This is a genomic window from Mesorhizobium sp. WSM4813, from assembly GCF_055811555.1.
This window is the reverse complement of sequence record NZ_JBVVQU010000048.1, coordinates 1-21,891: the sequence shown is the minus strand read 5'-3', so window position 1 is coordinate 21,891 and position 21,891 is coordinate 1. Positions and strand designations below refer to the sequence as shown.

Annotated in this window: 21 protein-coding genes; 8 read left to right on the top strand and 13 right to left on the bottom strand. The window is 62.7% G+C overall.

The features are described from left to right. Window positions 1-33 precede the first annotated feature (33 nt). On the top strand, window positions 34-1,299 hold the full coding sequence (locus AC0L25_RS24145) for a cysteine desulfurase-like protein (protein WP_473597820.1): 1,266 nt from the start codon (window positions 34-36) through the stop codon (window positions 1,297-1,299). Between the two features lie 18 nt (window positions 1,300-1,317). Here AC0L25_RS24145 and AC0L25_RS24140 read toward each other — a convergent pair whose 3' ends face one another. From AC0L25_RS24140 to AC0L25_RS24120, 5 genes are all read right to left on the bottom strand, one after another. Next, a complete protein-coding gene (locus AC0L25_RS24140) occupies window positions 1,318-2,349 on the bottom strand; it encodes a histone deacetylase family protein (RefSeq protein ID WP_473597819.1) in 1,032 nt (343 codons plus the stop codon). Then, window positions 2,346-2,861, bottom strand: a complete 516-nt coding sequence (locus tag AC0L25_RS24135; RefSeq protein WP_473597818.1) for a GNAT family N-acetyltransferase — start codon at window positions 2,859-2,861, stop codon at window positions 2,346-2,348. The genes AC0L25_RS24140 and AC0L25_RS24135 overlap by 4 nt, the downstream gene beginning before the upstream one ends. A 223-nt stretch (window positions 2,862-3,084) precedes the next feature. Beyond that, on the bottom strand, window positions 3,085-4,014 hold the full coding sequence (gene kce, locus AC0L25_RS24130) for a 3,5-dioxohexanoate:acetyl-CoA acetone transferase (RefSeq protein WP_473597817.1): 930 nt from the start codon (window positions 4,012-4,014) through the stop codon (window positions 3,085-3,087). Window position 4,015: 1 nt separating this feature from the next. After that, entirely contained in the window at window positions 4,016-5,395 is a 1,380-nt protein-coding gene (locus AC0L25_RS24125; RefSeq protein WP_473597816.1) for an aminotransferase family protein, read from the bottom strand. A 1-nt stretch (window position 5,396) separates the two neighbouring features. Continuing rightward, window positions 5,397-7,037, bottom strand: coding sequence for a N,N-dimethylformamidase beta subunit family domain-containing protein (locus AC0L25_RS24120; RefSeq protein ID WP_473597815.1), 1,641 nt, complete (start codon window positions 7,035-7,037; stop codon window positions 5,397-5,399). A 157-nt stretch (window positions 7,038-7,194) separates the two neighbouring features. On the opposite strand from AC0L25_RS24120, the gene AC0L25_RS24115 reads away from it, so the two are divergent. From AC0L25_RS24115 to AC0L25_RS24085, 7 genes are all read left to right on the top strand, one after another. Then, the gene (locus AC0L25_RS24115; RefSeq protein WP_473597814.1) at window positions 7,195-7,443 is read left to right on the top strand and encodes a ParB N-terminal domain-containing protein; all 249 of its coding nucleotides are present in this window, start codon (window positions 7,195-7,197) and stop codon (window positions 7,441-7,443) included. Window positions 7,444-7,580: 137 nt separating this feature from the next. Then, the gene (locus tag AC0L25_RS24110) at window positions 7,581-8,066 is read left to right on the top strand and encodes an SRPBCC family protein (RefSeq protein ID WP_352962584.1); all 486 of its coding nucleotides are present in this window, start codon (window positions 7,581-7,583) and stop codon (window positions 8,064-8,066) included. Between the two features lie 26 nt (window positions 8,067-8,092). Further along, window positions 8,093-9,049, top strand: a complete 957-nt coding sequence (locus AC0L25_RS24105; RefSeq protein ID WP_473597813.1) for an alpha/beta fold hydrolase — start codon at window positions 8,093-8,095, stop codon at window positions 9,047-9,049. Between the two features lie 180 nt (window positions 9,050-9,229). After that, entirely contained in the window at window positions 9,230-9,628 is a 399-nt protein-coding gene (locus tag AC0L25_RS24100; protein ID WP_473597812.1) for a GFA family protein, read from the top strand. Window positions 9,629-9,763: 135 nt separating this feature from the next. Further along, window positions 9,764-9,994, top strand: coding sequence for a hypothetical protein (locus AC0L25_RS24095; protein ID WP_473597811.1), 231 nt, complete (start codon window positions 9,764-9,766; stop codon window positions 9,992-9,994). A 195-nt stretch (window positions 9,995-10,189) separates the two neighbouring features. Then, entirely contained in the window at window positions 10,190-11,206 is a 1,017-nt protein-coding gene (locus AC0L25_RS24090; RefSeq protein WP_473597810.1) for a glycoside hydrolase family 25 protein, read from the top strand. Window positions 11,207-11,413: 207 nt separating this feature from the next. Continuing rightward, on the top strand, window positions 11,414-13,612 hold the full coding sequence (locus AC0L25_RS24085) for an esterase-like activity of phytase family protein (RefSeq protein WP_473597809.1): 2,199 nt from the start codon (window positions 11,414-11,416) through the stop codon (window positions 13,610-13,612). A 54-nt stretch (window positions 13,613-13,666) separates the two neighbouring features. Here the strand turns inward: AC0L25_RS24085 and AC0L25_RS24080 are convergent, their stop codons facing one another. From AC0L25_RS24080 to AC0L25_RS24045, 8 genes are all read right to left on the bottom strand, one after another. Beyond that, on the bottom strand, window positions 13,667-13,873 hold the full coding sequence (locus AC0L25_RS24080; protein WP_128246604.1) for a type II toxin-antitoxin system HicB family antitoxin: 207 nt from the start codon (window positions 13,871-13,873) through the stop codon (window positions 13,667-13,669). A 4-nt stretch (window positions 13,874-13,877) separates the two neighbouring features. Continuing rightward, window positions 13,878-14,078 (bottom strand): type II toxin-antitoxin system HicA family toxin, encoded by a 201-nt coding sequence (locus tag AC0L25_RS24075; RefSeq protein ID WP_128246603.1) that lies wholly within the window; start codon window positions 14,076-14,078, stop codon window positions 13,878-13,880. A gap of 5 nt (window positions 14,079-14,083) precedes the next feature. Next, window positions 14,084-17,851 carry a vitamin B12-dependent ribonucleotide reductase gene (locus AC0L25_RS24070; protein WP_473597808.1) on the bottom strand — a complete coding sequence of 1,256 codons (3,768 nt, stop codon included), beginning with the start codon at window positions 17,849-17,851 and terminating at the stop codon, window positions 14,084-14,086. A 711-nt stretch (window positions 17,852-18,562) separates the two neighbouring features. Further along, a complete protein-coding gene (locus tag AC0L25_RS24065; protein WP_473597807.1) occupies window positions 18,563-19,051 on the bottom strand; it encodes an NUDIX hydrolase in 489 nt (162 codons plus the stop codon). Between the two features lie 217 nt (window positions 19,052-19,268). Continuing rightward, window positions 19,269-19,769 (bottom strand): xanthine phosphoribosyltransferase, encoded by a 501-nt coding sequence (gpt, locus tag AC0L25_RS24060; RefSeq protein ID WP_008875536.1) that lies wholly within the window; start codon window positions 19,767-19,769, stop codon window positions 19,269-19,271. A 116-nt stretch (window positions 19,770-19,885) separates the two neighbouring features. After that, complete coding sequence (locus AC0L25_RS24055; RefSeq protein WP_473597806.1) at window positions 19,886-20,719, bottom strand: universal stress protein; 834 nt, start codon at window positions 20,717-20,719, stop codon at window positions 19,886-19,888. A gap of 76 nt (window positions 20,720-20,795) precedes the next feature. Then, the gene (locus tag AC0L25_RS24050) at window positions 20,796-21,539 is read right to left on the bottom strand and encodes a competence/damage-inducible protein A (RefSeq protein WP_473597805.1); all 744 of its coding nucleotides are present in this window, start codon (window positions 21,537-21,539) and stop codon (window positions 20,796-20,798) included. Window positions 21,540-21,559: 20 nt separating this feature from the next. Continuing rightward, window positions 21,560-21,891 (bottom strand): hypothetical protein (locus AC0L25_RS24045; protein WP_473597804.1); only part of this gene is annotated, 332 nt, incomplete at its 5' end.

Here is a 21,891-nt window from a genome sequence, read left to right as displayed (position 1 = left end):
TTACCCAATAATTAGAATAGGGAGGGAGAAAAAGTGAATTTTCCGATTGAGGTTGTTCGCGAGAAATTTCCGGCACTGTCGCTGACCGACAAGGGTCGTCGCCGCATCTATCTCGACAACCCAGCCGGTACGCAGGTGCCGCAGGCAGTAGCCGACGCGGTGTCACGCTGCCTGCTGACCACAAACGCCAATCTCGGCGGCTTCTTCGAAACAACGGTCGCGGCGCAACAAATCGTCGATGACGCCCATGCGGCGATGGCCGATTTCCTGGGTGCTGCGAGCCCGCAGGAAATCATCATCGGCGCCAATATGACGACGCTGACCTACCACATGTCGCGCACAGTCGGCCGCACGATGAAACCCGGCGACGAGATCATCCTCACCCGCATGGACCACGAAGGCAACGTATCGCCGTGGCTGCAGCTCGCCGAAGACCTTGGCCTTGTCGTGCGCTGGCTGCCTTTCGACCAGCAGAGCTGGCAGATCGAGGAGGCGGCTCTTGCTGCGCTGCTCACCGACAGGACGCGGCTGGTCGCCTTGAACTACGCCAGCAATCTGACCGGCTCGATCAACCGGGTGAAGGCGCTGACCGGCATCGCCAAGCAGGCCGGCGCGCTGGTCTATGTCGACGCGGTGCAATTCGCGCCGCACGGCCTGATCGACGTCAGGGATCTCGGCGGCGATTTCCTGATCTGCTCGGCCTATAAATTCTTTGGCCCGCACATGGGCATCCTATGGAGCAGGCTTGTCGTCATCGACGCGCTGACACCGTATAAATGCCGCTGTTCGTCTAATGCGCTGCCGGAGCGGTTCGAACTCGGCACGCCGCAGATCGAACTGATGGCCGGACTGACGGCCGCGATCGATTACTTTGCGGAGCTGGGCGCGGCGGCAGGCGAGGGTGGCCCGCGCCGCGCCAGGATCGCGAGGGCGTTCGAAGCATCAATAGCTTACGAAAACCCGTTGGCGCAAAGGCTGATCGACGGGCTGTCGGCTGTCTCAGGCCTGACCATCCACGGCATCACCGATCCGGCGCGTATCGGGGAGCGCGTGCCGACAGTCTCGTTCACGGTCGACGGCATCGTGCCGGAGACGATCGTAAGGCAGATGAATGCGGACAACATCTTCCTGTGGTCGGGCCACAACTACGCCTGGGAGGTCGTGCACCAGCTCGGCATTCCAGCCGACCAGGGTGTCGTGCGCATCGGCATCGCGCACTACAATACGGCGGCCGAGATCGACGAGACGCTGGAGAGCGTGCACCGTGTTATCGCCATGCTGCGACAGGAGCGAGCCTGACGCGACATCCGGCTGAAATCACCGCTTCCTGCCACCGCCGAAGCCGGTGAGGAAAGCGCTAAGGTTGTCGCCAAGCTCATCGCAGAGATAGCCGCCCTCCTGCACGATGACCGTCGGCAGGCCGAGGCCGGCGAGAGCCTCGCCGATGCGCGAGAAACCGGGTGTCGTCACAGAAAGTCCGCCGAACGGATCGCCTTCGAATGCGTCGAGGCCGAGCGCCACCACCAGCGCTTCCGGTGCAAAGGCGCGGATGCGCCGGAAAGCCACATCGAGTGCTTCGAGGAACGCCGCATCTTTGGATTTGCGCTCCAGCGGCAGATTGAGGTTGTAGCCGAGACCAGACCCTTCGCCGCGTTCGTCGGCATGACCCCAGAAAAACGGATAAAAACGCATTGGATCGGCATGCAGCGAGACGGTGAGCACGTCCGGTCGTGCGTAGAAAATGCCTTGCGTGCCGTTGCCGTGATGCAGGTCGACGTCGAGGATCGCCACCCGCGCAGCATGCCTGCGTAGCGTCTGTGCCGCGACCGCCGAATTGTTGATGAAGCAGAAGCCGCCGGCGACGTCGGCAAAGGCGTGATGGCCGGGAGGACGGCACAGCGCATAGGCGGCCGGTACGCCCGCCATCACCGCCTCGGCGGCTTCAACCGCGCTCCAGGCGCTCCACAGTGCGCTCTGCCACGTCTCCCTTGAGATTGGGCAAGCGGTGTCGGCCATGTGATAGCCGGCCTGGCCGACGGCCGAGGCCGGATAGGAGCCGCCCCGCGCGATCGGATGGATGTTGGGGATCACTTCCGCCGAAGCGCCTTCGATGCGCTGCCAGCGCACAAAGATGTGCTCGAGAAAATCAAGGTATTCGGGGGTATGCACCGCCGCAACCGCACCAAGCCCGTGATCTCTCGGCCGCTCGATCGTGCAGCCGGCGGCCCTTGCGCCGGCGAGCAGCCGTTCGACGCGTTCCGGCTTTTCCGGATTGGGTTTCTGCGCACCGCTGGAGAGGAACGCCTTGGGATCGTGGCGCTTCTGCTCTTCGGCATAGAATGCTTTCATCTTGGCTCCTCATCATCGGGCGCATCGGCGAAGGCAAAGAACGCTTCGCCGACGATCTTCTGCACCTGCTCGTAGCTCGACCAGGCAATGCCCAGCCTTTCGTAAAAGGCTTTGGCGGTTTCATTGTCGGTATCGACGGACAGTCTGAGATAGGCGCCGCCGTCCTTCCGGCACTCTCGCGCGGCACGGCGCAGAAGGCATTCGCCTATCCTGCGGCCGCGAAACCGGTCCTCGACATAGAGGTCCTGCACGTAGACGCCTGGGCGCCCCATCCAGGTCGAGAAGATCGGGAAATGCAGGCAGAGGCCAGCGAACTCGCCGCCGACTTCGGCGATCAGCGTCGAGAACGCAGGTTTTTCGCCAAAGCCATAGGTGCGGAGGTCTTCGGCCGTAGAAGTGATTTCCTCGGGCGCGCCGATATGAGCGCCGAGCCGTAGGAGTGCCGCGTAGATGGTTTCAACGTCTTCGACGGTGCCGGGCCGGATGATGATTTTGGGTAAATCGGCAGTCACGGGAGGTTCGGTGCCCAGGCACCCCCCTCTGGCCTGCCGGCCATCTCCCCCGCAAGGGGGGAGATCGGAAGACACGAATGCTTTCGCCAATCACCAACGTTGCAAAGATGGGCACAGCGGCGAAGCTGCCAATCTCCCCCCTTGCGGGGGAGATGCCAAGTGGTGGCAAAGAGGGCAGGCCAGAGGAGGGTGTGACGGAACGCAAGCATCTCAAATCATCGTCTCAGAACGCCACCCTATCGCCGCCCTTGAGCGCCAGCATCTCCCGCGCCTCGGTGGGCGTGGCGACGTCCAGCGACAGCCCGTCGAGCACGCTGCGGATACGGCGCACCTGGTCGGCATTGGACTTTGCCAGCTGGCGGCCGTCGTAAAGGCTGTCCTCCAGCCCGACGCGGACGTTGCCGCCCATCGCCGCCGCAATCGAGATCATCGGCATCTGGTGGCGCCCGGCGGCCAGAACCGAAAACTGGTAGCTGTCGCCGAACAGTTTGTCGGCGATGCGCTTCATATGGACCAGATTATCGGGATCGGCGCCGATACCACCCAGTATGCCGAACACGAACTGGATGAACAGAGGTCCCGATACCAGCCCGCGGTCGCGAAAATGCGCCAGCGAATAGAGGTGGCCGACATCGTAGCATTCGAATTCGAAGCGGGTGCCGCAGCCCTTTCCAAGTCTTTCGAGCACAGTCTCCATGTCGGCAAAGGTGTTCTTGAAGATCGTGTCGCGGGTTGCCTCCAGCAGCTTTGGCTCCCACTCGTGCTGCCATTGCCTTGGCCGGTCGAGCATCGGGAACAGCGCGAAATTCATCGAGCCCATATTGAGTGAGCACATTTCGGGCTCGGCCCTGAGCGGTGCAGCCAGACGTTGGTCGAGCGTCATCAGCGAGGAGCCGCCGGTGGTGATGTTGATGACCGCATCGGTCGCCTGCTTGATACGCGGCAGGAACTGCATGAACACATCGGGATCGGCGGTTGGCCGCCCATCACTGGGATCGCGGGCGTGAAGATGCAGGATCGACGCGCCGGCTTCGGCGGCGGCAATCGCCTCTGCGGCGATCTGGTCCGGCGTCACCGGCAGATGCGGCGACATCGACGGCGTATGCACCGACCCGGTGACGGCGCAGGTGATGATGACTTTCCGCGGCGCCATTTTAGCCTTCGACCGGCAGGTCGAGCTCGCCGGCCAGCACCTGCAGCGAGTCAGCGATGATGGCGACGATCTCGCCGATCTGCTCTCGGGTGACGATCATCGGCGGCGCCACCATGAAATTGTCGCCGTCGACGCCGCCCTTTACCTTTCGGCCATAGATGATCAGGCCGCGCTCATAGGCGAGGTCGAGCAGGCGCTGGGTGGCCTTCTTCGCAGGCGCGATCGGCCTCAGCGCATCGGGGTCGGCGACCATCTCGGCACCTAGGAGCAGGCCCTTGCCACGGACGTCGGCGATGAACGGAAACCGCTTGGCCAACCCCTTCAATTCAGCCATCAAAATATCGCCCATGTCAGCCGCATTGGCGATCAGGTCGAGGCGGTCCATTTCGCCAAGCACGGCGAGCCCGGCGGCGCAGGCGAGCGGATTGCCGGCATAGGTGTGGCCATGCTGAAAGCCGCCCGAGGCGAGCAGCGGCTGCACCAGCCGCATCGGTGCCGCCAGCGCGCCGAGCGGCGCATAGCCCGAGCCCAGTCCCTTCGACAGCGCGACGATGTCGGGCTTGCAGTTCCAATGGTCGCCGCCGAGGAATTTTCCGGTGCGGCCCGCACCGCTCATCACTTCGTCATGGATGAGCAGGATGCCGTAGCGGTCGCAGATTTCGCGGATGCGCGGATAATAGCTGTCCGGCGCCACCAGCGCCGCGGTGGCAGCGCCGCCAATCGGCTCCATGATGAAGGCGAGCACGCTTTCCGGCCCTTCGGCAAGGATCTTCTCCTCCAGCATGTCGGCGTAGCGGATGCCGCGCTGCTCCATCGAGAGATTGTCACGGTCGCGCCAGGCGGCCGGCGCCGGCACCGTTGGCATGACCTGCATCATCGGTGTGAAGGTTTCGGCCAGGGCGTCGTCGCCGGTGATGGACAGCGAACCAAGCGTGCCGCCATGATAGGAAGGAAAGCGCGTGATCACCTTCCAGCGCCTGGGCTGGCCTGTCGCCACTGCCCACTGCCTGGCAAGCTTCATGCAGGATTCAGTCGCTTCCGAGCCGCCCGAGACGAAAAAGATGCGGTCCATGCCTTCGGGCAGCTTTCCGGCCAACTCCCGCGCCAATTCCTCGGCCGGCTCGTTCTCGAAATGCAGCCGGTAGGCGAACGTGGCGCGATCCATCTGCCGCTTCATCGCATCGAGCACGTTGCGATTGGAATGACCGATATTGGCGACCATCGGTCCGCTCGATCCGTCGATGAAGCGACGGCCATCCTGCGTCCAGATGTAGATGCCTTCGGCGCGATCGACCAGCGGCCGGCGCAAGCTGGACAGATAGAACAGGTGCGAGGGCGGGCGCGGCTCGATATCCAGGGCAGGGGTCTGGGATTTCAGCATGTCAGGACTTTCCGAGGTAGCGGTCGAGAACATTCTTGGTGACGCGCTCGACCATCGCGTCCTGCCTTAGCAGGCCGGCGACCCATTCGCAGCTTCCGGCGTGGAACACCTCGCCCTTGCCGCGCTGAAAGTTGACGACCATGCCGTTGCCGCGCTTGACCTTGTCGAGATTGGCGTCGCTCGCCTCGCCGAACAGCGTCTCGGCGGAAAAGCGGCCATCGGCATCGCCTAGAAACCGGTCCTCGAACGCGATGTCGGTGCTCTCCTCGACTTGGCTGGCCATGCCGACCGCAAGGATTTGCAGCCCATGCGGCGCGCCGCTGTCGGGCGTGGGGTAGGGCAGGCCGCCGCGGATCTCAAAGTCGAGCCCGTCGACCTCGTAGCCATAGACATGGCTGTCGGCGCCGAGCAGGTCGCCGTAATAAATACCTGTGCCGGCGAACGCCCAATGCTCCGGCCGATAGACCGGAAAGCCGCGCACGCCGCGCGGCGCGCAACCGCCCCAGCCGGCGTAGAGGCCCTTGGTCGCATTGAGCCCGAAGGTCGCGGCACCCGGCCGGCCGATTTCAGGTGCTTCCCATGAATTGGTGGCGCGGGTCACATCGCCGCCCCGGTATGCCGGATCCTCGGCGCGGGCGCGGTATTTGTAGCAGACCTGCCGGCGGCCTTCGTCCTCCAGCCTGGTCTGCCACATGAAATTGCCGGCGAAGCGCGCCGCATGGCCGCCGCGTTCGACATAGGCGTCGACAGCGTCGCGCATCTCCCAGGTCCAGTATTCGTCATGGCCGACGAAGACGACGCAGTCATAGCCGTCGAGGATTTCGGGCGAGAAATGCAGTTCGTGCTGGCTGGCGAGGTCGACGGCATAGCCGGCGCGCTCGGCAAAACGAAAGAAGTGGCTGTCATAGCTTGCCCAGCCGGACGAAGCGTATTTCTTCGAATGGCCGGTGGCGAAGGCCCATTCCATATGCGGATAGCGCGGCACGGTCTTTGGCGGTACGGCGACCTCGAGCGGCACGCGCGGCGCCTCTTTCGGCAGGACAACAAAGCCGCGGCACCATGGCCGCTCCGTCGAAACCATTGGGGCATACTGGTCGCGGTTCGGGCCGGTGATGCCTTCGTAATGATTGGAGCCGCCCCAAGTGTTATAGGCAAGCCAGGTGCCCGTGGCGGCAACCTGCAGCACACGACCCCGTTTCTTGCCGGGCTGCGGGCTGACGATGAAAAGATGGTGGCAGCGGATCGGCTTGCCGTTGCGGCCGTCCGCCGTCAGCGTGGCGCGGTAGGCTCCGGACGGCCAGTCGTCGCCGACGCGGAATTCAAACGACGCGTCCCAGCCGCAGCCCACAACCGAACATTGGTCGGGTGTATCCTGCCAGCGCGCCGCAATCCCAGCCTTCTCGAACATTTTCGTGTCGGTGCCGCCGTCGCGGACGATCGACATGCTGAAGCTGGACGCTGTCGAGCTGATATGCAGCACCACTGTCTCGCCCTGGCGATATGAGAAACGGTCGCTGTAGCACCAGATCTCGCCGCGTTCGCCATCCATCCCCGGCCATTCCCAGTAATGGCCACGCACCGCTTGCCGGCGCTGGTGGGGCGTCAGGCCGAAATCTGGGAATTCGGTAGGAAGCTTGGTCATGAACGCCTGTGGAGGGTCGAACGCGTCATTTCGACCATCTGCCGGCCAACCGTCAATTGGAAACGATCGGGCCAGCGATGGCTGACAGCGGGCCTTGGCCTTGCCTGCCAAACAGATTATCTCTCAAAGGGCGGCCTTTTCCGCCACGGGAGCCGACATGCTGAGAGTGCAAAAGGTCAAGGTGGACGAGATCTATGTGCCGACCGCACGCAGGAAGACGCTGCATCCCGAGACCGTTCGGCATCTTGCCGAGGACATTCTGGAAAACGGCATGAAGACGCCGATCCAGGTGCGCCACGACGGCAAGCGCCATGTCCTGGTCGAAGGCCTGCATCGGCTGGAAGCGGCGAAGTGGCTCGGAGAGACCGATATCGACGCCTATCTGGTGCAAGCCAAGCGCCACTAAGCTCTCATTCGGCATCCGCAGGAGTCGGCCTGGCGAAGTTTTTCGCGAGACCCGTGTCGGGCTGCGCGTTGCCCGCTCGTCCTTGAGACGGAAACCGGCATTCAAGCCAAATTTTGCAAGCAAGTGAGGAGAACATCATGACCACCAAGCTCGACATCGCCCCCAACTCTGACCGCGAGTTGGTTCTCGCCCGCATCATCGATGCGCCGCGCGAGAACGTTTACCGCTGCTGGACCGAGCCTAAGCTCGTGACGCAATGGTTCGCGCCAAAGCCGTGGACGACGCCGCGCGCCGAAATGGACGTGCGCACCGGCGGCTCCAGCCTGGTCGTCATGGCGGGACCCGACGGCAATGAATTCCCGAACCCTGGCATCTTCCTCGAAGTCGTGCCGGGCAGGAAGATCGTTCTCACCGACGCCTATACGAAGGCGTGGGAGCCGTCCGAAAAGCCGTTCATGACGGTCGTGCTGACTTTCGAGGATGAGGGCGAGGGCAAGACCCGCTACATCGCCCGGGTTGCGCATTGGTCGGTCACTGACCGCGAAGAGCACGAGAAGATGGGCTTTCACGAAGGTTGGGGCCAGTGCGCCGACCAGCTCGAAGAAGTCGCCAAGCGGCTTTGATATCGGCGGGACGGAAGGAGACCGACATGACCAGAGCGATGTTTTTCGCCATTTTCGCCTCGGCCGCAGCACTCTTCGCTGTGCCGGGCCCCACCAAAGCCGAGGAGGCAAAGCCCGCCAAGACCGCCGAAACGAAAGCGATGCCGAAGCCGGCTAAATCAGGCCTGCTGCCGATCAACGGCCTGAACTACTATTATTCCATCTATGGCCGGGGCGAGCCGCTGCTTCTCCTGCATGGCGGGCTCGGCACCACCGATATGTTTGCGCCGATCCTGCCGAAGTTTGCCGAAAACCGCACCGTCATCGGGGTCGACCTGCAGGGTCATGGCCGCACCGCGCTCGGCGACCGGCCGTTGAGTCTGGAGGCGATGGGCGACGACATGGCGGCGATCGTCAAGGCGCTCGGCTACGACCAGGTCGACGTCATGGGTTATTCCCTAGGCGGCGGCGTCGCCTTCCGTATGGCCGTCCAGCATCCCGAAGCGGTGCGCCGGCTGGTCTTGGTCTCGACCGGCTATGCCTCCGACGGCTTCTATGCCGAGATGCGTGCCCAGCAGGCGCAGGTCGGCGCGGCGATGGCCGACATGATGAAGGACACGCCGATGTACAAATCCTACGTCGCGGTTGCGCCGCGCCCGCAGGATTTTCCAAAACTGCTCGACCAGATCGGCGCCTATATGCGCAAGGACTACGACTACTCCGCCGACGTGCCGAAGCTGAAGATGCCGGTCATGCTGGTGTTCGGCGACAGCGACATGTACCGGCCTGAGCACGAGATCAAATTCTATCAGATGCTCGGCGGCGGGTTGAAGGACGCCGGCTGGATGCGCGAGAACCTGTCGCAGAACCGCCTGGCCATCCTGCCGAACCGCACCCATTACGACGTGTTCTTCGCGCCGGAACTGACAGCGGCCGCGCTGCCCTTCCTCAATGGCGAGACCAAGGTCAAGACCTGGGACGAGGTCCTCAGCGAAACGGACTGACCGACAATTGCCTGCCGGCCGTCTCGGGTGAGATGGCCGGCGACGCTCGTTGCGCGTCGCGCCTGATCGCACGTTCGGCTGCCGCATCACGCCAACAGATCACGTCATCAAAGCTTTTCAATTGACGCTCCTATCCCGGCAGCTACCTTGCCGCCAATCGTCAGAAAGAGGGTTCAGGTAATGGCGAAATATCAGGGCGGCTGCCTGTGCGGGGCGGTGCGCTACCGCACCGAGGCCGCGCCGATCAACGAGCGCGTCTGCCATTGCCGGCTTTGCCAGAAGGCATTAGGCGCGGCCTTCAACGCCCGCGTGCTGTTCCGCATCGACGACGTGACCATCGACGGGCCGGTGGCGACGGTGAATTCCTCGCCGGATCTCAAGCGCGGCTTCTGCCCGGGCTGCGGGACGACGATATTTTCCCGGCGCGATTCCGCCGGCATCATCGGCGTCACCTCCGGTTCGCTTGACGATCCTTCGGTATTCAAGCCGCAGATGCATATATGGACCGCCTCGAAGCAGCCCTGGGTGCAGCTCGACGACGGACTGCCGCAATATGAAGGCGCGCCGCCCCCGAACTGAAGCACAAGCGAACTGAAGCGAAAAGCGTGCCCAATTTTTTTCATCCGGGACACGAGATAGCCGGCAAAGCGTCATTGGCGAGCCATCATTGCCGCCTATCTATTGCGTGCGGGTCGGCGGTCGAGGAGGCGACGGATGAACGACAGAATCAACACCCTGGATGAGCTTTTGAGCGATCCCATGGTCAGGCTCGTGATGGAGCGTGACCGCGTGCAGCCGGCCGAGCTTCGCATGCTGCTTGAAGAAAAGGTTCGCCGGGACGATGCGCCGGTCAATTCCGATAGCGATCGCCCCGTCAGCGAGCGCTTTGTACCGCCTGCCCACATGATGGCCGAGACCTGCCACAAGCTGTGGCTGTGCAGCTAGGCAGCAGGCGTGACAGGTGTGGGCGATCTTTCGCGCCCTCTCTGTCCCGCCGCGAGCGTCATGTATGCTGCCCAGCCTCTCTGTCCTAACAATTTGATTCAAACTTTGTTGGCAATTTCTCGTTAGTAATCTGGACTGGTTTGTCCGGCGGCGTTGTCTTGCCCTCGGTCTGTTGTGTTCTGCGTACAGGTCCAGATGCGGTTATCAGGCGTCGTCATCTTCTCGATCGCGTCACTTTGCCTTGCCGGCTGCACATCCACGTCCGGCGTCGACGCGCTGCAAGTGCCGTCCAGCGAGACGACCAGCTCCGTTGTGCGGCCGCCCGCGCCGGTGGCGTCGGTCGGCGCGGCCGATGCCGCACCCGACTTCGCGCAGGAAGCGGCGACGGAGCAGACCATGGCGATGGCCACTTCAGAGCCGGCCGAAAGCATCGAACCACCCGTCGAGCCGATTGCCCTGGTGGCGCCGAAGCGGCTGGCACGGGCAGCACCAATCCTCGCCGAGCCGGTCCAGCGCTATCGTTTTCGTGACGCCAAGCCGATCAATTTCGGCAAGGCCTCGCCCAGACACCTCGCCATTCACGGCGTCGACGTTTCACGCTGGCAGGGCAACGTGAACTGGGGGAAGCTGCGCGCGCAGGGCGCGAACTTCGCCTACATCAAGGCGACCGACGGCGGCGATCATCTTGATCCGCTGTTCATGAAGAACTGGCGCAATGCCGACGCCGCCGGCCTGAAGCGCGGCGCCTACCATTTCTTCTACTGGTGCCGCACCGCCAGCGAGCAGGCCGACTGGTTCATCCGCAACGTGCCGAGGGTCGAGGGCGCCTTGCCGCCGGTGATCGATGTCGAGTGGAACGGCGAATCGAGATGCAAGCGGCGGCCTTCGCGGCAAAAGGTGCTGGAGAAGATGCAGGTCTTCATGGACAGGCTCGAACGCCACTATGGCCAGCGGCCCATCATCTACACCGCGCCGGATTTCTACCGCGACAATCTGCGTGGCGCTTTCTTGGACTATCCGTTCTGGCTGCGCGCGGTGGCACAGCACCCGTCAAAGGTCTATCCCGGCCGCAAATGGGTGTTCTGGCAGTATTCCGGCTCCGGCCTGTCGCACGGCGTGAGGGGCCGCATCGACCTCAACGCCTTCCATGGCGACGAGAGAGCCTGGCGGAACTGGGTTGGCGGGCGGCAGATGGTGGCCGAGGCGGAGTAGGGATTCCTTTCGAATTGGAGTCACTTGCCGGTCGCGCCTGCGGCGGCGCTGATCGCGGCCGCGCAAAGCCGCCATTTGCAGGCCAAGCATGAGGTGAATATTGACGGACCCTGACCGCCTGTCGCGGAAGTGTCATGGATCCGTCATCGCTTTAAAATGTCGTTCCCCCAAATGAGGTGGCTTCCATTTGAACAGGAGACGCCACCCGTGCCCCGCCATTCCACGCTTTTCGTCCTGACGGCAGCGCTCGCTGCCTCCGTTTCGCTGCCGGCCCATGCCGATATGATGTTCAACCGGGTCGCGAGCTTCGCGGTCGCCGGAAACCTCCCTGCGGACGTCGAGAAGACCACGCCGACTTCGTCCGAGATCATCACGGCCTCCGAAGACGGCACGACGCTGGTTTATTCCGACAGCCCGCTCGGTGCAGTCGGCTTCATCGACATCGCCGACCCCAAGGCGCCAAAGGCCGGCGGCGTCGTCAAGATCGACGGCGAGCCGACCTCGGTTGTGGTCATCGGCGGCAAGGTTCTGGCCGGCGTCAACACGTCTCAGAGCAAAGCCAGGCCCTCGGGCGACCTCACCGTCATCGACCTCGCCTCCAAGGCGATCGAAAGCACCTGCGACCTCGGCGGCCAGCCGGACTCGCTGGCGTTCAGCAAGGACGGAAAGTTCCTGGCCATCGCCATCGAGAACGAGCGCGACGAGGAGCTGAACGACGGAGAAATTCCGCAGATGCCGGCGGGCGACCTCAAGATCTTCGCCCTTGCCGAAGGCCAGCCTGATTGCGCGACGATGAAGACCGTCAACCTGGCGGGCATTGCCGAGGTCGCGGCGGAAGATCCGGAGCCGGAATTCGTGGCCTTCAACCAGGCCGGCGAGATCGCGGTCACGCTGCAGGAAAACAACCACATCGCCATCGTCAACGCCGAAACCGGTGCGATCGTCACCCACTTCTCCGCAGGCTCGGCCACGCTGGACAAGATCGACACCAAGAAGAACGGCGCCTTGTCCTTCGATGGCAAAATGGAAAACGTCGCGCGCGAGCCCGACGCCGTGAAATGGCTCGACAATCATCGTCTCGTCGTTGCCAACGAAGGCGACTACAAGGGCGGCTCGCGCGGCTTCACGATCTTCAGCAAGACGGGTAAGGTCCTCTACGAATCCGGTCTATCCTTCGAGTACCAGGTCGCCAATGCCGGCCATTATCCCGACGATCGCAACAAGAAGGGCGTCGAGCCGGAAGGTCTCGAGATCGGCACGTTCGGCGAAGACAGACTGGTTTTCGTCGCTTCGGAGCGTGGCTCCGTTGTCGGCGTCTACAAGGACACGGGTGCGGAGCCTCAGTTTGTCCAGATCCTGGCGTCCGGCATCGGCCCGGAAGGCCTGGTCGCGATCCCGTCGCGCAATCTCCTGGTCACCGCCAACGAGGCCGACCTGGTCGAGGACGGGCTCGCCCGCTCGCATGTCATGATCTACGAGCGCTCCGAGGGTCCCGCCGCTTATCCGATGATCACGGCAAAGCTCACCGCAGACGGCACGCCGCTCGGCTGGGGTGCGCTTTCGGCGCTCGCGGCCGGCGACGCTGCCGGCAAGCTCTTCGCGGCCTCGGACTCGTTCTACGCCAACGCGCCGTCGATCTTCGAGATCGATGCCACCCAGACGCCGGCGCTGATCACCGGCAAGACCATCGTCACGCGCGCCGGCCATCCCGCACAGAAGCTCGACATCGAAGGTATTGCCGCCGACGGTGAAGGCGGCTTCTGGCTGGCCAATGAAGGCGATCCGGCAAAGCTCGTCCCGCACGCCATCCTGCGCGTCGACGACAAGGGCGAGATCAGGCAGGAAATCGGCTTCCCGATGGAACTGCTCGCCCACCAGACCCGCTTCGGTCTCGAAGGCATTACCGCGATCGGCGAAGGCGACGACCTGACGCTGGTGATGGCGGTGCAGCGCGAATGGGCCGACGACCCCAAGGGCAAGGTCAAGCTTCTGGCCTACAAGCCGAAGGCCAAGGAATGGTCGGCGGTGCGCTATCCGCTCGAAGCGACCGAAGCTGGCTGGATGGGCCTATCGGAGATCACCGCGCATGAAGGCAAGCTTTACATCCTCGAACGCGACAACCAGATCGGCGACCTGGCCAAGGTGAAGCGTGTCTATTCGGTGGCGCTCGATGCCTTCAAACCTGCCAAGCTCGGTGGCGAACTGCCGGTGGTCGAAAAGTCGCTGGTGCGCGACATCATCGGCGACCTGAAATCAGCCACCAACGGCTATGTCATCGACAAGGTCGAAGGTTTCACCATCGACAAGAACGGCGACATCTTCGTCGCCACCGACAATGACGGCGTGGATGATTCTTCCGGCGAAACGCTGTTTTTACGCTTGGGCAACACCAGCGCCGTGAACTGAGGCTGGGGCAGTTCTTCCCTTCTCCCTTGCAAGGGAGAAGGGAGAGCGCGGCTTTTATGCCTCTACATATTCCGCTAGGCTGACACCTTTGGGCACATCCAGCCCATCGGCACGCAAACCTTCGATGTGAAAACGTATTGCGTCGCGAATTTCCGTTTCCACTTCAGACACCGTCGCGCCGGTCGCGATGCAGCCGGGTAGATCCGGCACGTAAGCGGAAAAATTGTTGCCGGCCTTTTCGATCACGACCGCGTAACGCATGTCATCACTCCTTTAAACCGGACTGCTTGAGGATGCTGTTCAGTGTTCCCGGTGCAACCTCTTCAGACGGCTTGCCGGCCACGGTGACGCGGCCGGCTTTGATTTCATGCTTATATTGGCGATGACTGCCTTTGGTTGCAACCAGATACCAGCCGTCGGTTTCCAGCAGGCGAATGACTTCGCGGACCGTAAGCCGCGGCGGCATCTATCTCAGCTGCACCCGCTCGTAGCCCCACAGGTATCGCACTTCTCACACGTCCCGTTCCGCACCATCGTGAAATTGTGACATTCCGAGCATTCGTTGCCGGTGTAGCCCTGCATCAAGGATTGCTGACGCCTTGTAGCGGCAAGCGCCTTCGCCTCGGCCGCTTCTTTCGCGGCATCGTCGGTGAACAGGCCGGTCGGGTCGGTTGCTTCTTCGTAGACGATGTCCTCGACCAGTTCCTTCGCCCGCTCCTCATAATCACGCTTGTAGGCGATGGCTTCGTCGCTGGCCGGCTTCAGCGCCAGCACGTTGGAGCCTGAGAATGCCGTCGGCGCCGAACGAGTGGGGGCGGGAGAGGGACTTGAACCCCCGAACCCCTTGGGTTCGGCACCCATACCCGACACCAGCTTGACCGGCGAGGCGCCGCGTGTCAGCCCCTTCGAGAACGGCGTCGCCTTGCCTTCGTTGATGCCGCGTCCGAGCGCTGTCTTGTCGAAATCCGACTGGTCGACATGGGCGAGGTCGTGGCGCGCAAGATAGGACACGGCGAGCTCGCGGAACACATAGTCGAGGATCGACGTCGCGTTCTTGATCGCGTCGTTGCCCTGCACCATGCCGGCCGGCTCGAACTTGGTAAAGGTGAAGGCCTCGACAAATTCCTCGAGCGGCACGCCATATTGCAGGCCGAGCGAGATGGCGATGGCGAAGTTGTTCATCATTGCCCGGAAAGCTGCGCCTTCCTTGTGCATGTCGATGAAGATTTCGCCAAGACGACCGTCGTCGAATTCGCCGGTGCGCAGATAGACCTTGTGGCCGCCGACGACTGCCTTCTGAGTATAACCCTTGCGGCGGTTCGGCAGCTTTTCGCGGTCGCGGTAGAGACGTTCGACGACGCGCTCGACGATCTTCTCGGTCACCTGCACGGCGCGCTGTGCCGCCGGCGCCGCGATCAGCTGTTCGACGGCATCGTCCTCGTCGTCTTCGACGTCGGCAAGCAGCGAGGCGTTGAGCGGCTGCGAGAGCTTCGAGCCGTCGCGATAGAGCGCGTTGGCCTTCAGCGCCAGCTTCCACGACAGCATGTAGGCGCCCTTGGCGTCTTCCACCGTCGCGTCGTTCGGCATGTTGATGGTCTTGGAAATGGCGCCGGAGATGAAGGGCTGGGCCGCCGCCATCATCTGGATGTGGCTGTTGATCGACAGCGAACGCTTGCCGATCTTGCCGCACGGGCTGGCGCAGTCGAACACGGGCAAATGTTCGGCCTTCAGGAACGGCGCGCCTTCCAGCGTCATCGCCCCGCAGACATGGATGTTGGCGGCCTCGATGTCCTTCTTCGAGAAGCCGAGCGCCGGCAGCATCTCGAACGAGAAATCGTTGAGCTGCTCGTCGGTGAAGCCAAACGTCTCCTTCACCCAGTCCGCACCCAGCGTCCACTGGTTGAAGACGAACTTGATGTCGAAGGCCGATTTCAGCGCCGCATTGAGTGCCGCGATCTTGTCGTCCGTAAAACCCTTGGCCCTGAGCGAGCCGGGGTTGACGGCGGGCGCCTGGTTCAAATTGCCATGGCCGACCGCATAGGCTTCGATCTCGGCGATCTGGCTTTCCGAATAGCCAAGAGTGCGCAGCGCTTCCGGGACGGCGCGGTTGATGATCTTGAAATAGCCGCCACCGGCCAGCTTCTTGAACTTCACCAGCGCGAAGTCGGGCTCGATCCCGGTGGTGTCGCAATCCATGACCAGGCCGATCGTGCCGGTCGGCGCGATCACGGTCGCCTGCGCATTGCGGTAGCCATGCTCCTCGCCGAGCTCGATGGCCCGGTCCCAGGCAGCCTTGGCATGGGCGGCAAGCTCCGGCTGCTTCAGGTCGGAGGCGACCAGCGGCACCGGGTTGACGGCGAGCTTCTCGTAGCCGTCTTTGTCGCCATAGGCAGCGCGGCGGTGGTTGCGCATGACGCGCAGCATGTTCTGCGCGTTGCGGTCGTAATCGGGGAAGGCGCCGAGCTCGGCGGCCATTTCAGCCGAGGTGGCATAGGCCGTACCGGTCATGATTGCAGTGAGTGCTGCGCAGATGGCGCGGCCCTCGTCGGAATCATAGGGAATGCCTGATGTCATCAGCAGGCCGCCAATATTGGCGTAGCCGAGGCCTAGCGTGCGGTATTCGTAGGAGAGCTTGGCGATCTCCTTCGACGGGAACTGCGCCATCATGACGGAAATTTCCAGCACCATGGTCCACAGCCGCACCGTGTGCTCGTAGGCTGATATGTCGATGCTGCCGTCCGGGTTGCGATAGGGGAGCAGATTGATCGAGGCCAGGTTGCAGGCGGTGTCGTCGAGGAACATGTATTCCGAGCACGGGTTGGACGCCCGGATCGCACCGGCCGAGGCGCAGGTGTGCCAGTCGTTCATCGTCGTGTTGAAGTGCAGGCCCGGATCGGCCGACGCCCAGGCGGCATAGCCGATCTTTTCCCACAGGTCCCTGGCCTTCAGCGTCTTCAGCACCTTGCCGTCCTTGCGTGCGGTGAGGTGCCAGTCGCCGTCCTGCTCTACGGCGCGCAGGAAATCGTCCTTCAGCGAGACCGAATTGTTGGAGTTCTGGCCCGAAACGGTGAGGTAGGCGTCCGAATCCCAGTCGGTGTCGTAGGTCTTGAACGACATCGAGGTATAACCCTGCTTGGCGAACTGGATGACGCGGTAGATGTAGTTCTCCGGAACCCCGTCCTTCTTGGCCAGCTTGATCTCGCGCTTCAGCGCGGTGTTGATCGCCGGGTCGAAGCAATCGTCGTCCTGGCCTTCGCAGTTGATGCAGGCCTTCATGATCGCTTCGAGGTGCTTCTTGACGATCTTGGAGCCGGTGACCAGCGAGGCGACCTTCTGCTCTTCATTGACCTTCCAGTCGATGAATTCCTCGATATCGGGATGGTCGGCGTCGACGATGACCATCTTCGCGGCGCGGCGTGTCGTGCCGCCCGACTTGATGGCGCCCGCCGCGCGGTCGCCGATCTTGAGGAAGCTCATCAGGCCCGACGAGCGGCCGCCGCCGGACAGTTTTTCGCCTTCGCCGCGCAGGAACGAGAAATTGGAGCCGGTGCCGGAGCCGTATTTGAACAGGCGTGCTTCACGCACCCACAGGTCCATGATGCCGCCTTCGTTGACGAGATCGTCCTGCACACCCTGGATGAAGCAGGCATGCGGCTGCGGATGCTCGTAGGAAGACTTCGACTTGGTCAGCTTGCCGGTGAACGGGTCGACATAGAAATGGCCCTGGCTCGGGCCGTCGATGCCGTAGGCCCAGTGCAGGCCGGTGTTGAACCATTGCGGCGAGTTCGGCGCCACGCGCTGGGTGGCCAGCATATAGGCGAGCTCGTCGCGGAAGGCGCGCGCGTCATCCTCCGACTTGAAGTAGCCGCCCTTCCAGCCCCAATAGGTCCAGGTGCCGGCGAGGCGGTCGAAGACCTGGCGGGCGTCGATCTCGGAGCCGTAGCGCTCGGCCTCGGGCAGTTTTGCCAGTTCGGCCTCGTCGGCAACGGAGCGCCACAGGAAGGAGGGGACGTCGTTCTCCTCGACCTTCTTCAGCCGAGCCGGCACGCCGGCCTTGCGGAAATATTTCTGCGCCAGGATGTCGGCGGCAACCTGGCTGAACTGCGCCGGCACATCGATATTGTCCAAGCGGAACACCACCGAGCCATCCGGATTCTTGATCTCCGAAAGCGCCTTGCGGAATTCGATCTCCGCATAAGCCGACTGCCCTTGCTTGGTGAAACGACGCTCGATGCGCATTGGCCCTATCCCTTTGTGTGTCTACATATAGCGCTTTTCCCAAGGGATTTCTGCCCCCTTTGCGAAACGCGCATGTCCGCCGTCTGCCGGCGTTCGAAAACGGCCGGCTCCTTTTCACAGGCTCCGCCCGCCCTGCTGGTCGAACTCCTTGCGAAGTAGCCGTCCAACGCGCCGACGAACCCTGCGGGTCCCTCAAAACTGAAACTTTTTTGCGACTCCCTCAATCGAGGGACTTTCACACTATCTAGGGTCGAACCTACCTGCAAACACTAAATATAGTATTAACAGACAATTTATTCCAGTCCGACATTTTTCCCTTTCGCCCCCAAAGACCCCACCATCCCAACGCTTCCGCCGGCCTCGTAAACAGGCGGAAATGCGGCCAAAACGCACATAATCCGGGAAAAAGACCGGGCTCAGAACTTTCCGGTCGCACTCTCAACAGGAGCGCATGGCCTATAAAAGGCGACTCGTTTTGCGCCGTCAAGGATTCGTTTGTGCCGCTTTTGTGACCCCAACATCTTGTGTGTCACATATGTGGATAACGGGGATAGAAGGTGGCCCAGGGGATTTCGATTTGTCTACGCGCAGGCAATCAGCCGCGACAACGCATCCCAAAGCTGGAGTGGCCAAATCGATTCTCTTCGCCAAAGAACATCGTCGGGCGATGCGCGGCAGGTGCGCGGCTTTGGCCGATGCGCCTGTGCTTGCTCAGGAGAACTGGTGCGGGTCGGCGCAGAAATAGGCGATGATCTGGCCAAGGTCAGGCTCGTTGACCATGCGCACGGCCTCGGCGGGGCTGACCCATTTGCGGGTGCGCGAGCGCCTTTCCTTCCACCTGTCGGCGATCTTGTCGACCTGCAGCGGAAATACCAGGACTTCACAAGGCACTTCCTCGCCGGAAGCCAATACCTTGGCATAGAAGTAGCGGCCGGCTTCGTGGTGGGAGATCGTACCGCGCAGTCCGGCTTCCTCGCCGGCCTCGCGCGCCGCTGCTTCGCAAAGCAGTTCCTTGGCCTCAGGCCAGCCCTTGGGAAGCACCCAGCGGCCGGTGTCGCGGCTGGTGATCAGCATGATCTCGATGCCATGCTTGGTATCGCGCCAGGGCAATGCTGCAACCTGCAGGCGGCACGGCGCTGTGCCGAAGAGCCGCTGGACCCTTTCGGCCAAATGGTTGTGCGTTGCTGGCGTCGTCAACATCGGAGAAGCTTGCCCCAGCCTCCAGAATCATCTGCCGTCTCATGAATCTTACGGCTAATCATGGCCAATAAAAGTAAAAAACCTCATACGCACTGGTTAACCACGCCAAGAGGTGTCGATTCAGGAAATATCGTGCGCAGCGGCACTCTTTCAAGAAGTGCTCGCCGGCAAGCAATGCTCGCCGGCATGTTCCGGGAGAAAAAGCGATTACCGCGAATCAGCCGGCGTGGTCGTCGGCGATCGGCTTCTGGTAGGTGAAGCCCATATCCCACGGAAAATAGATCCAGGTGTCCTGGCTGACCTCGGTGACGAAGGTGTCGACCAGCGGCCTGCCTTTCGGCTTGGCGTAGACGGTGGCGAAATGCGCCTTGGGCATCATGGCGCGCACGATGCCCGCGGTCTTACCGGTGTCGGTAAGGTCGTCGATGATCAGCACGCCGGCGCCGTCATCGGCGAGCAGTGCCGGCGTGACCTCCTTCAGCACCTGCAGCTGCCCTTGGCTGGTGTAGTCGTGATAGGAGGCGACGCAAACCGTCTCGATGACCCGGATGCCGAGTTCACGCGAGATGATGGCGGCCGGAACCAGGCCGCCGCGCGTGATGCAGACGATCGCTTTCCATTGGCCCTTGTTGGCGCCGGCAAGCCGCCAGGCGAGCGCACGTGCGTCGCGGTGGAACTGATCCCAGGAGACGGGAAAGGCCTTTTCGGGAAGGGACATTTTTCTGCGCACTCCGCAGCGCGCGAGATCGCGCGCAGACACTTGAAGGAATGCGCGCGGAATTAGCTGGAAAGCCTAGGCGTTGGCAAGGGCGGCGGCAAGCGATCCCTGTGGACTTACCGTGACAGGAAAGCTGCCACGGGCAGGGTGCGCAGCACCGTGCGGGTGACCCCGCCGAACAGCAGCTGGCGCAGCCAGGAATGGCTGTAGGCGCCGAGCACGAGCAGGTCGGCGCCGGTTTCGGCGACCCTGGTCTGGATCACCTCGTCGACCGAGTGGCCGCCCGATTGCAGCACCGAGACGCTAACGGTGGCGCCATGCCTGGACAGGGCGGCGGCGATTTCGGCGCCGGCCGCCTCCGGGGCCTCGTCGAGCGTATCCGGCGGGTCGATGACGAGAATATCAGTCTTCTCGGCCTCGATGATGAAGGGCAGGGCGTCGAAGGCGGCGCGCGCGGCTTCCTTGCTGCCGTTCCAGGCGAGCAGCACATGCTTGAAGCTGGTGATGAGCGGGCCTGAGTGCGGCACGACCAGCACCGGCCGGCCGGCGTCGTAGACCAGCGTGTCGACATCGGCGCTCGGATCGCCGCCCGACTCGCGCTGCGCGGCTATGATCAGGTCCGCGGTGCGGACGGTTGGGATGCCGGTCAGCGCGCTGTCTCCGGAAAAGCTCTCGAGGCTGCGCCACTCGAAGGACAGGCCGGAATCCTCGATATGCCGGAGGAAAACCGCCCGCAATTTTTCAGCGCGCTCCTTGTTCATGTCGGCCGAAACCTGCAGGAACTCGGTGTCGGGAAAGCCGGTAGCCGAGGTGTAGGGGACGGGAAGCGCTTCGGCATGAATGCCGATGAGATGGCTCTGGAACCTGTCGGCAAGCGGAATGGCGCATTCGAGCACGCGCTCCGCGTCCTGTTCGTTCTGCAGTATGGCGACGATGGTCTTGAATCGCATGGTAACCCCTCATTTTACGGCGATCGAAACTCGCCCGCATGAAACGTTACAGCACCGCGCTTGGTTCCGGCCTGGATCAGGTGGCCGCGCTGGCGAGGCCTGCGACCATCGCCTCGACATCGGCGCGGGCGGCGTCCAGCGCTTCCTGGCTGCGGGCACGGACGACCAGCTCCGTCCAGAACTTGCCGTCGCCATATTTCGGGTAGGACCCGATGATCGTAGCCGGATACGCCTTCTGGATCTCGCCCAACGGTCCGCCGACCAGGCCTTCGCCGAACGGACAGTGCACCGTGGCCGACAGCATTCTGGTGCCTGCCTTCAGCGTCGGCACCACATTGTCGAGCATCGCCTGGAAAATCGCCGGCACGCCGGCCATGACATGGACATTGCCGATGCGGAAGCCCGGCGCGATGGACACCGGGTTGTCGATATGGTCGGCACCGCGCGGCATCCGCGCCATGCGCTTGCGCGCCTCGGTATATTCGATGCCGCGCGCGGCGTAGCTCGCTTCCAACATCGTATAGGCCTTGGCGTCGTATTCGCAAGGCACCCCGAAGGCCTGGGCAATCGCATCCGCCGTGATGTCGTCATGCGTCGGACCGATACCGCCGGTCGTGAAGACGTAGGTGTAGCGGGCACGCAGGGCATTTACTGCCGCGACGATCTCGTCTTCCTCGTCGGGAACGATGCGCACCTCCTTCAGGTCGATACCGATCGCCGTCATGATATCGGCGAGGTGGCCGATATTCTTGTCCTTGGTGCGGCCGGACAGGATCTCGTCGCCGATGACGAGCATGGCGGCGGTGACGATTTCGGACATGGGAGGCTCCGGCAAAAAGGTCAGTTGAGATAACGCGGCGGATGGTTGGCGGTAATCCCCGTATTGATAACGCTGCTGCAGCAGAGCAATCGCATCAGGTCGGCGCCGCCCCTCATTGCCCTGCCGGACATTTCTCCCCGTATAGTGACGGGGAGAAAGATGCCTTCGCAAAGGATTTCGCCAATCTCCAGCGTTGCAGAAGGGGGTGCCGAGGTTGCGGCCAGTGTCCAGTTGATAGATGGGTAACACTTTGAACCGGATACATGGGTTACACTTTTCCCCCTGTGCTGTCCGCCGCAGCGCCAAGCGGTTTGGTTGGCGCGGCGCTGCGGCGGACAAGCTTCATGCGCCT

Bases quoted from the DNA above. Each gene is read 5' to 3' on its own strand.
- AC0L25_RS24095 (WP_473597811.1), top strand. From the start codon at position 9,764: ATGAACGACAGAATCAACACCCTGGATGAGCTTTTGAGCGATCCCATG.
- AC0L25_RS24055 (WP_473597806.1), bottom strand. From the start codon at position 20,719: ATGCGATTCAAGACCATCGTCGCCATACTGCAGAACGAACAGGACGCG.
- AC0L25_RS24100 (WP_473597812.1), top strand. From the start codon at position 9,230: ATGGCGAAATATCAGGGCGGCTGCCTGTGCGGGGCGGTGCGCTACCGC.
- AC0L25_RS24070 (WP_473597808.1), bottom strand. From the start codon at position 17,851: ATGCGCATCGAGCGTCGTTTCACCAAGCAAGGGCAGTCGGCTTATGCG.
- AC0L25_RS24080 (WP_128246604.1), bottom strand. From the start codon at position 13,873: ATGCGTTACGCGGTCGTGATCGAAAAGGCCGGCAACAATTTTTCCGCT.
- AC0L25_RS24120 (WP_473597815.1), bottom strand. From the start codon at position 7,037: ATGACCAAGCTTCCTACCGAATTCCCAGATTTCGGCCTGACGCCCCAC.
- AC0L25_RS24090 (WP_473597810.1), top strand. From the start codon at position 10,190: ATGCGGTTATCAGGCGTCGTCATCTTCTCGATCGCGTCACTTTGCCTT.
- AC0L25_RS24115 (WP_473597814.1), top strand. From the start codon at position 7,195: ATGCTGAGAGTGCAAAAGGTCAAGGTGGACGAGATCTATGTGCCGACC.
- AC0L25_RS24125 (WP_473597816.1), bottom strand. From the start codon at position 5,395: ATGCTGAAATCCCAGACCCCTGCCCTGGATATCGAGCCGCGCCCGCCC.
- AC0L25_RS24075 (WP_128246603.1), bottom strand. From the start codon at position 14,078: ATGCCGCCGCGGCTTACGGTCCGCGAAGTCATTCGCCTGCTGGAAACC.
- AC0L25_RS24140 (WP_473597819.1), bottom strand. From the start codon at position 2,349: ATGAAAGCATTCTATGCCGAAGAGCAGAAGCGCCACGATCCCAAGGCG.
- AC0L25_RS24110 (WP_352962584.1), top strand. From the start codon at position 7,581: ATGACCACCAAGCTCGACATCGCCCCCAACTCTGACCGCGAGTTGGTT.
- AC0L25_RS24050 (WP_473597805.1), bottom strand. From the start codon at position 21,539: ATGTCCGAAATCGTCACCGCCGCCATGCTCGTCATCGGCGACGAGATC.
- AC0L25_RS24105 (WP_473597813.1), top strand. From the start codon at position 8,093: ATGACCAGAGCGATGTTTTTCGCCATTTTCGCCTCGGCCGCAGCACTC.
- kce (WP_473597817.1), bottom strand. From the start codon at position 4,014: ATGGCGCCGCGGAAAGTCATCATCACCTGCGCCGTCACCGGGTCGGTG.
- gpt (WP_008875536.1), bottom strand. From the start codon at position 19,769: ATGTCCCTTCCCGAAAAGGCCTTTCCCGTCTCCTGGGATCAGTTCCAC.
- AC0L25_RS24065 (WP_473597807.1), bottom strand. From the start codon at position 19,051: ATGTTGACGACGCCAGCAACGCACAACCATTTGGCCGAAAGGGTCCAG.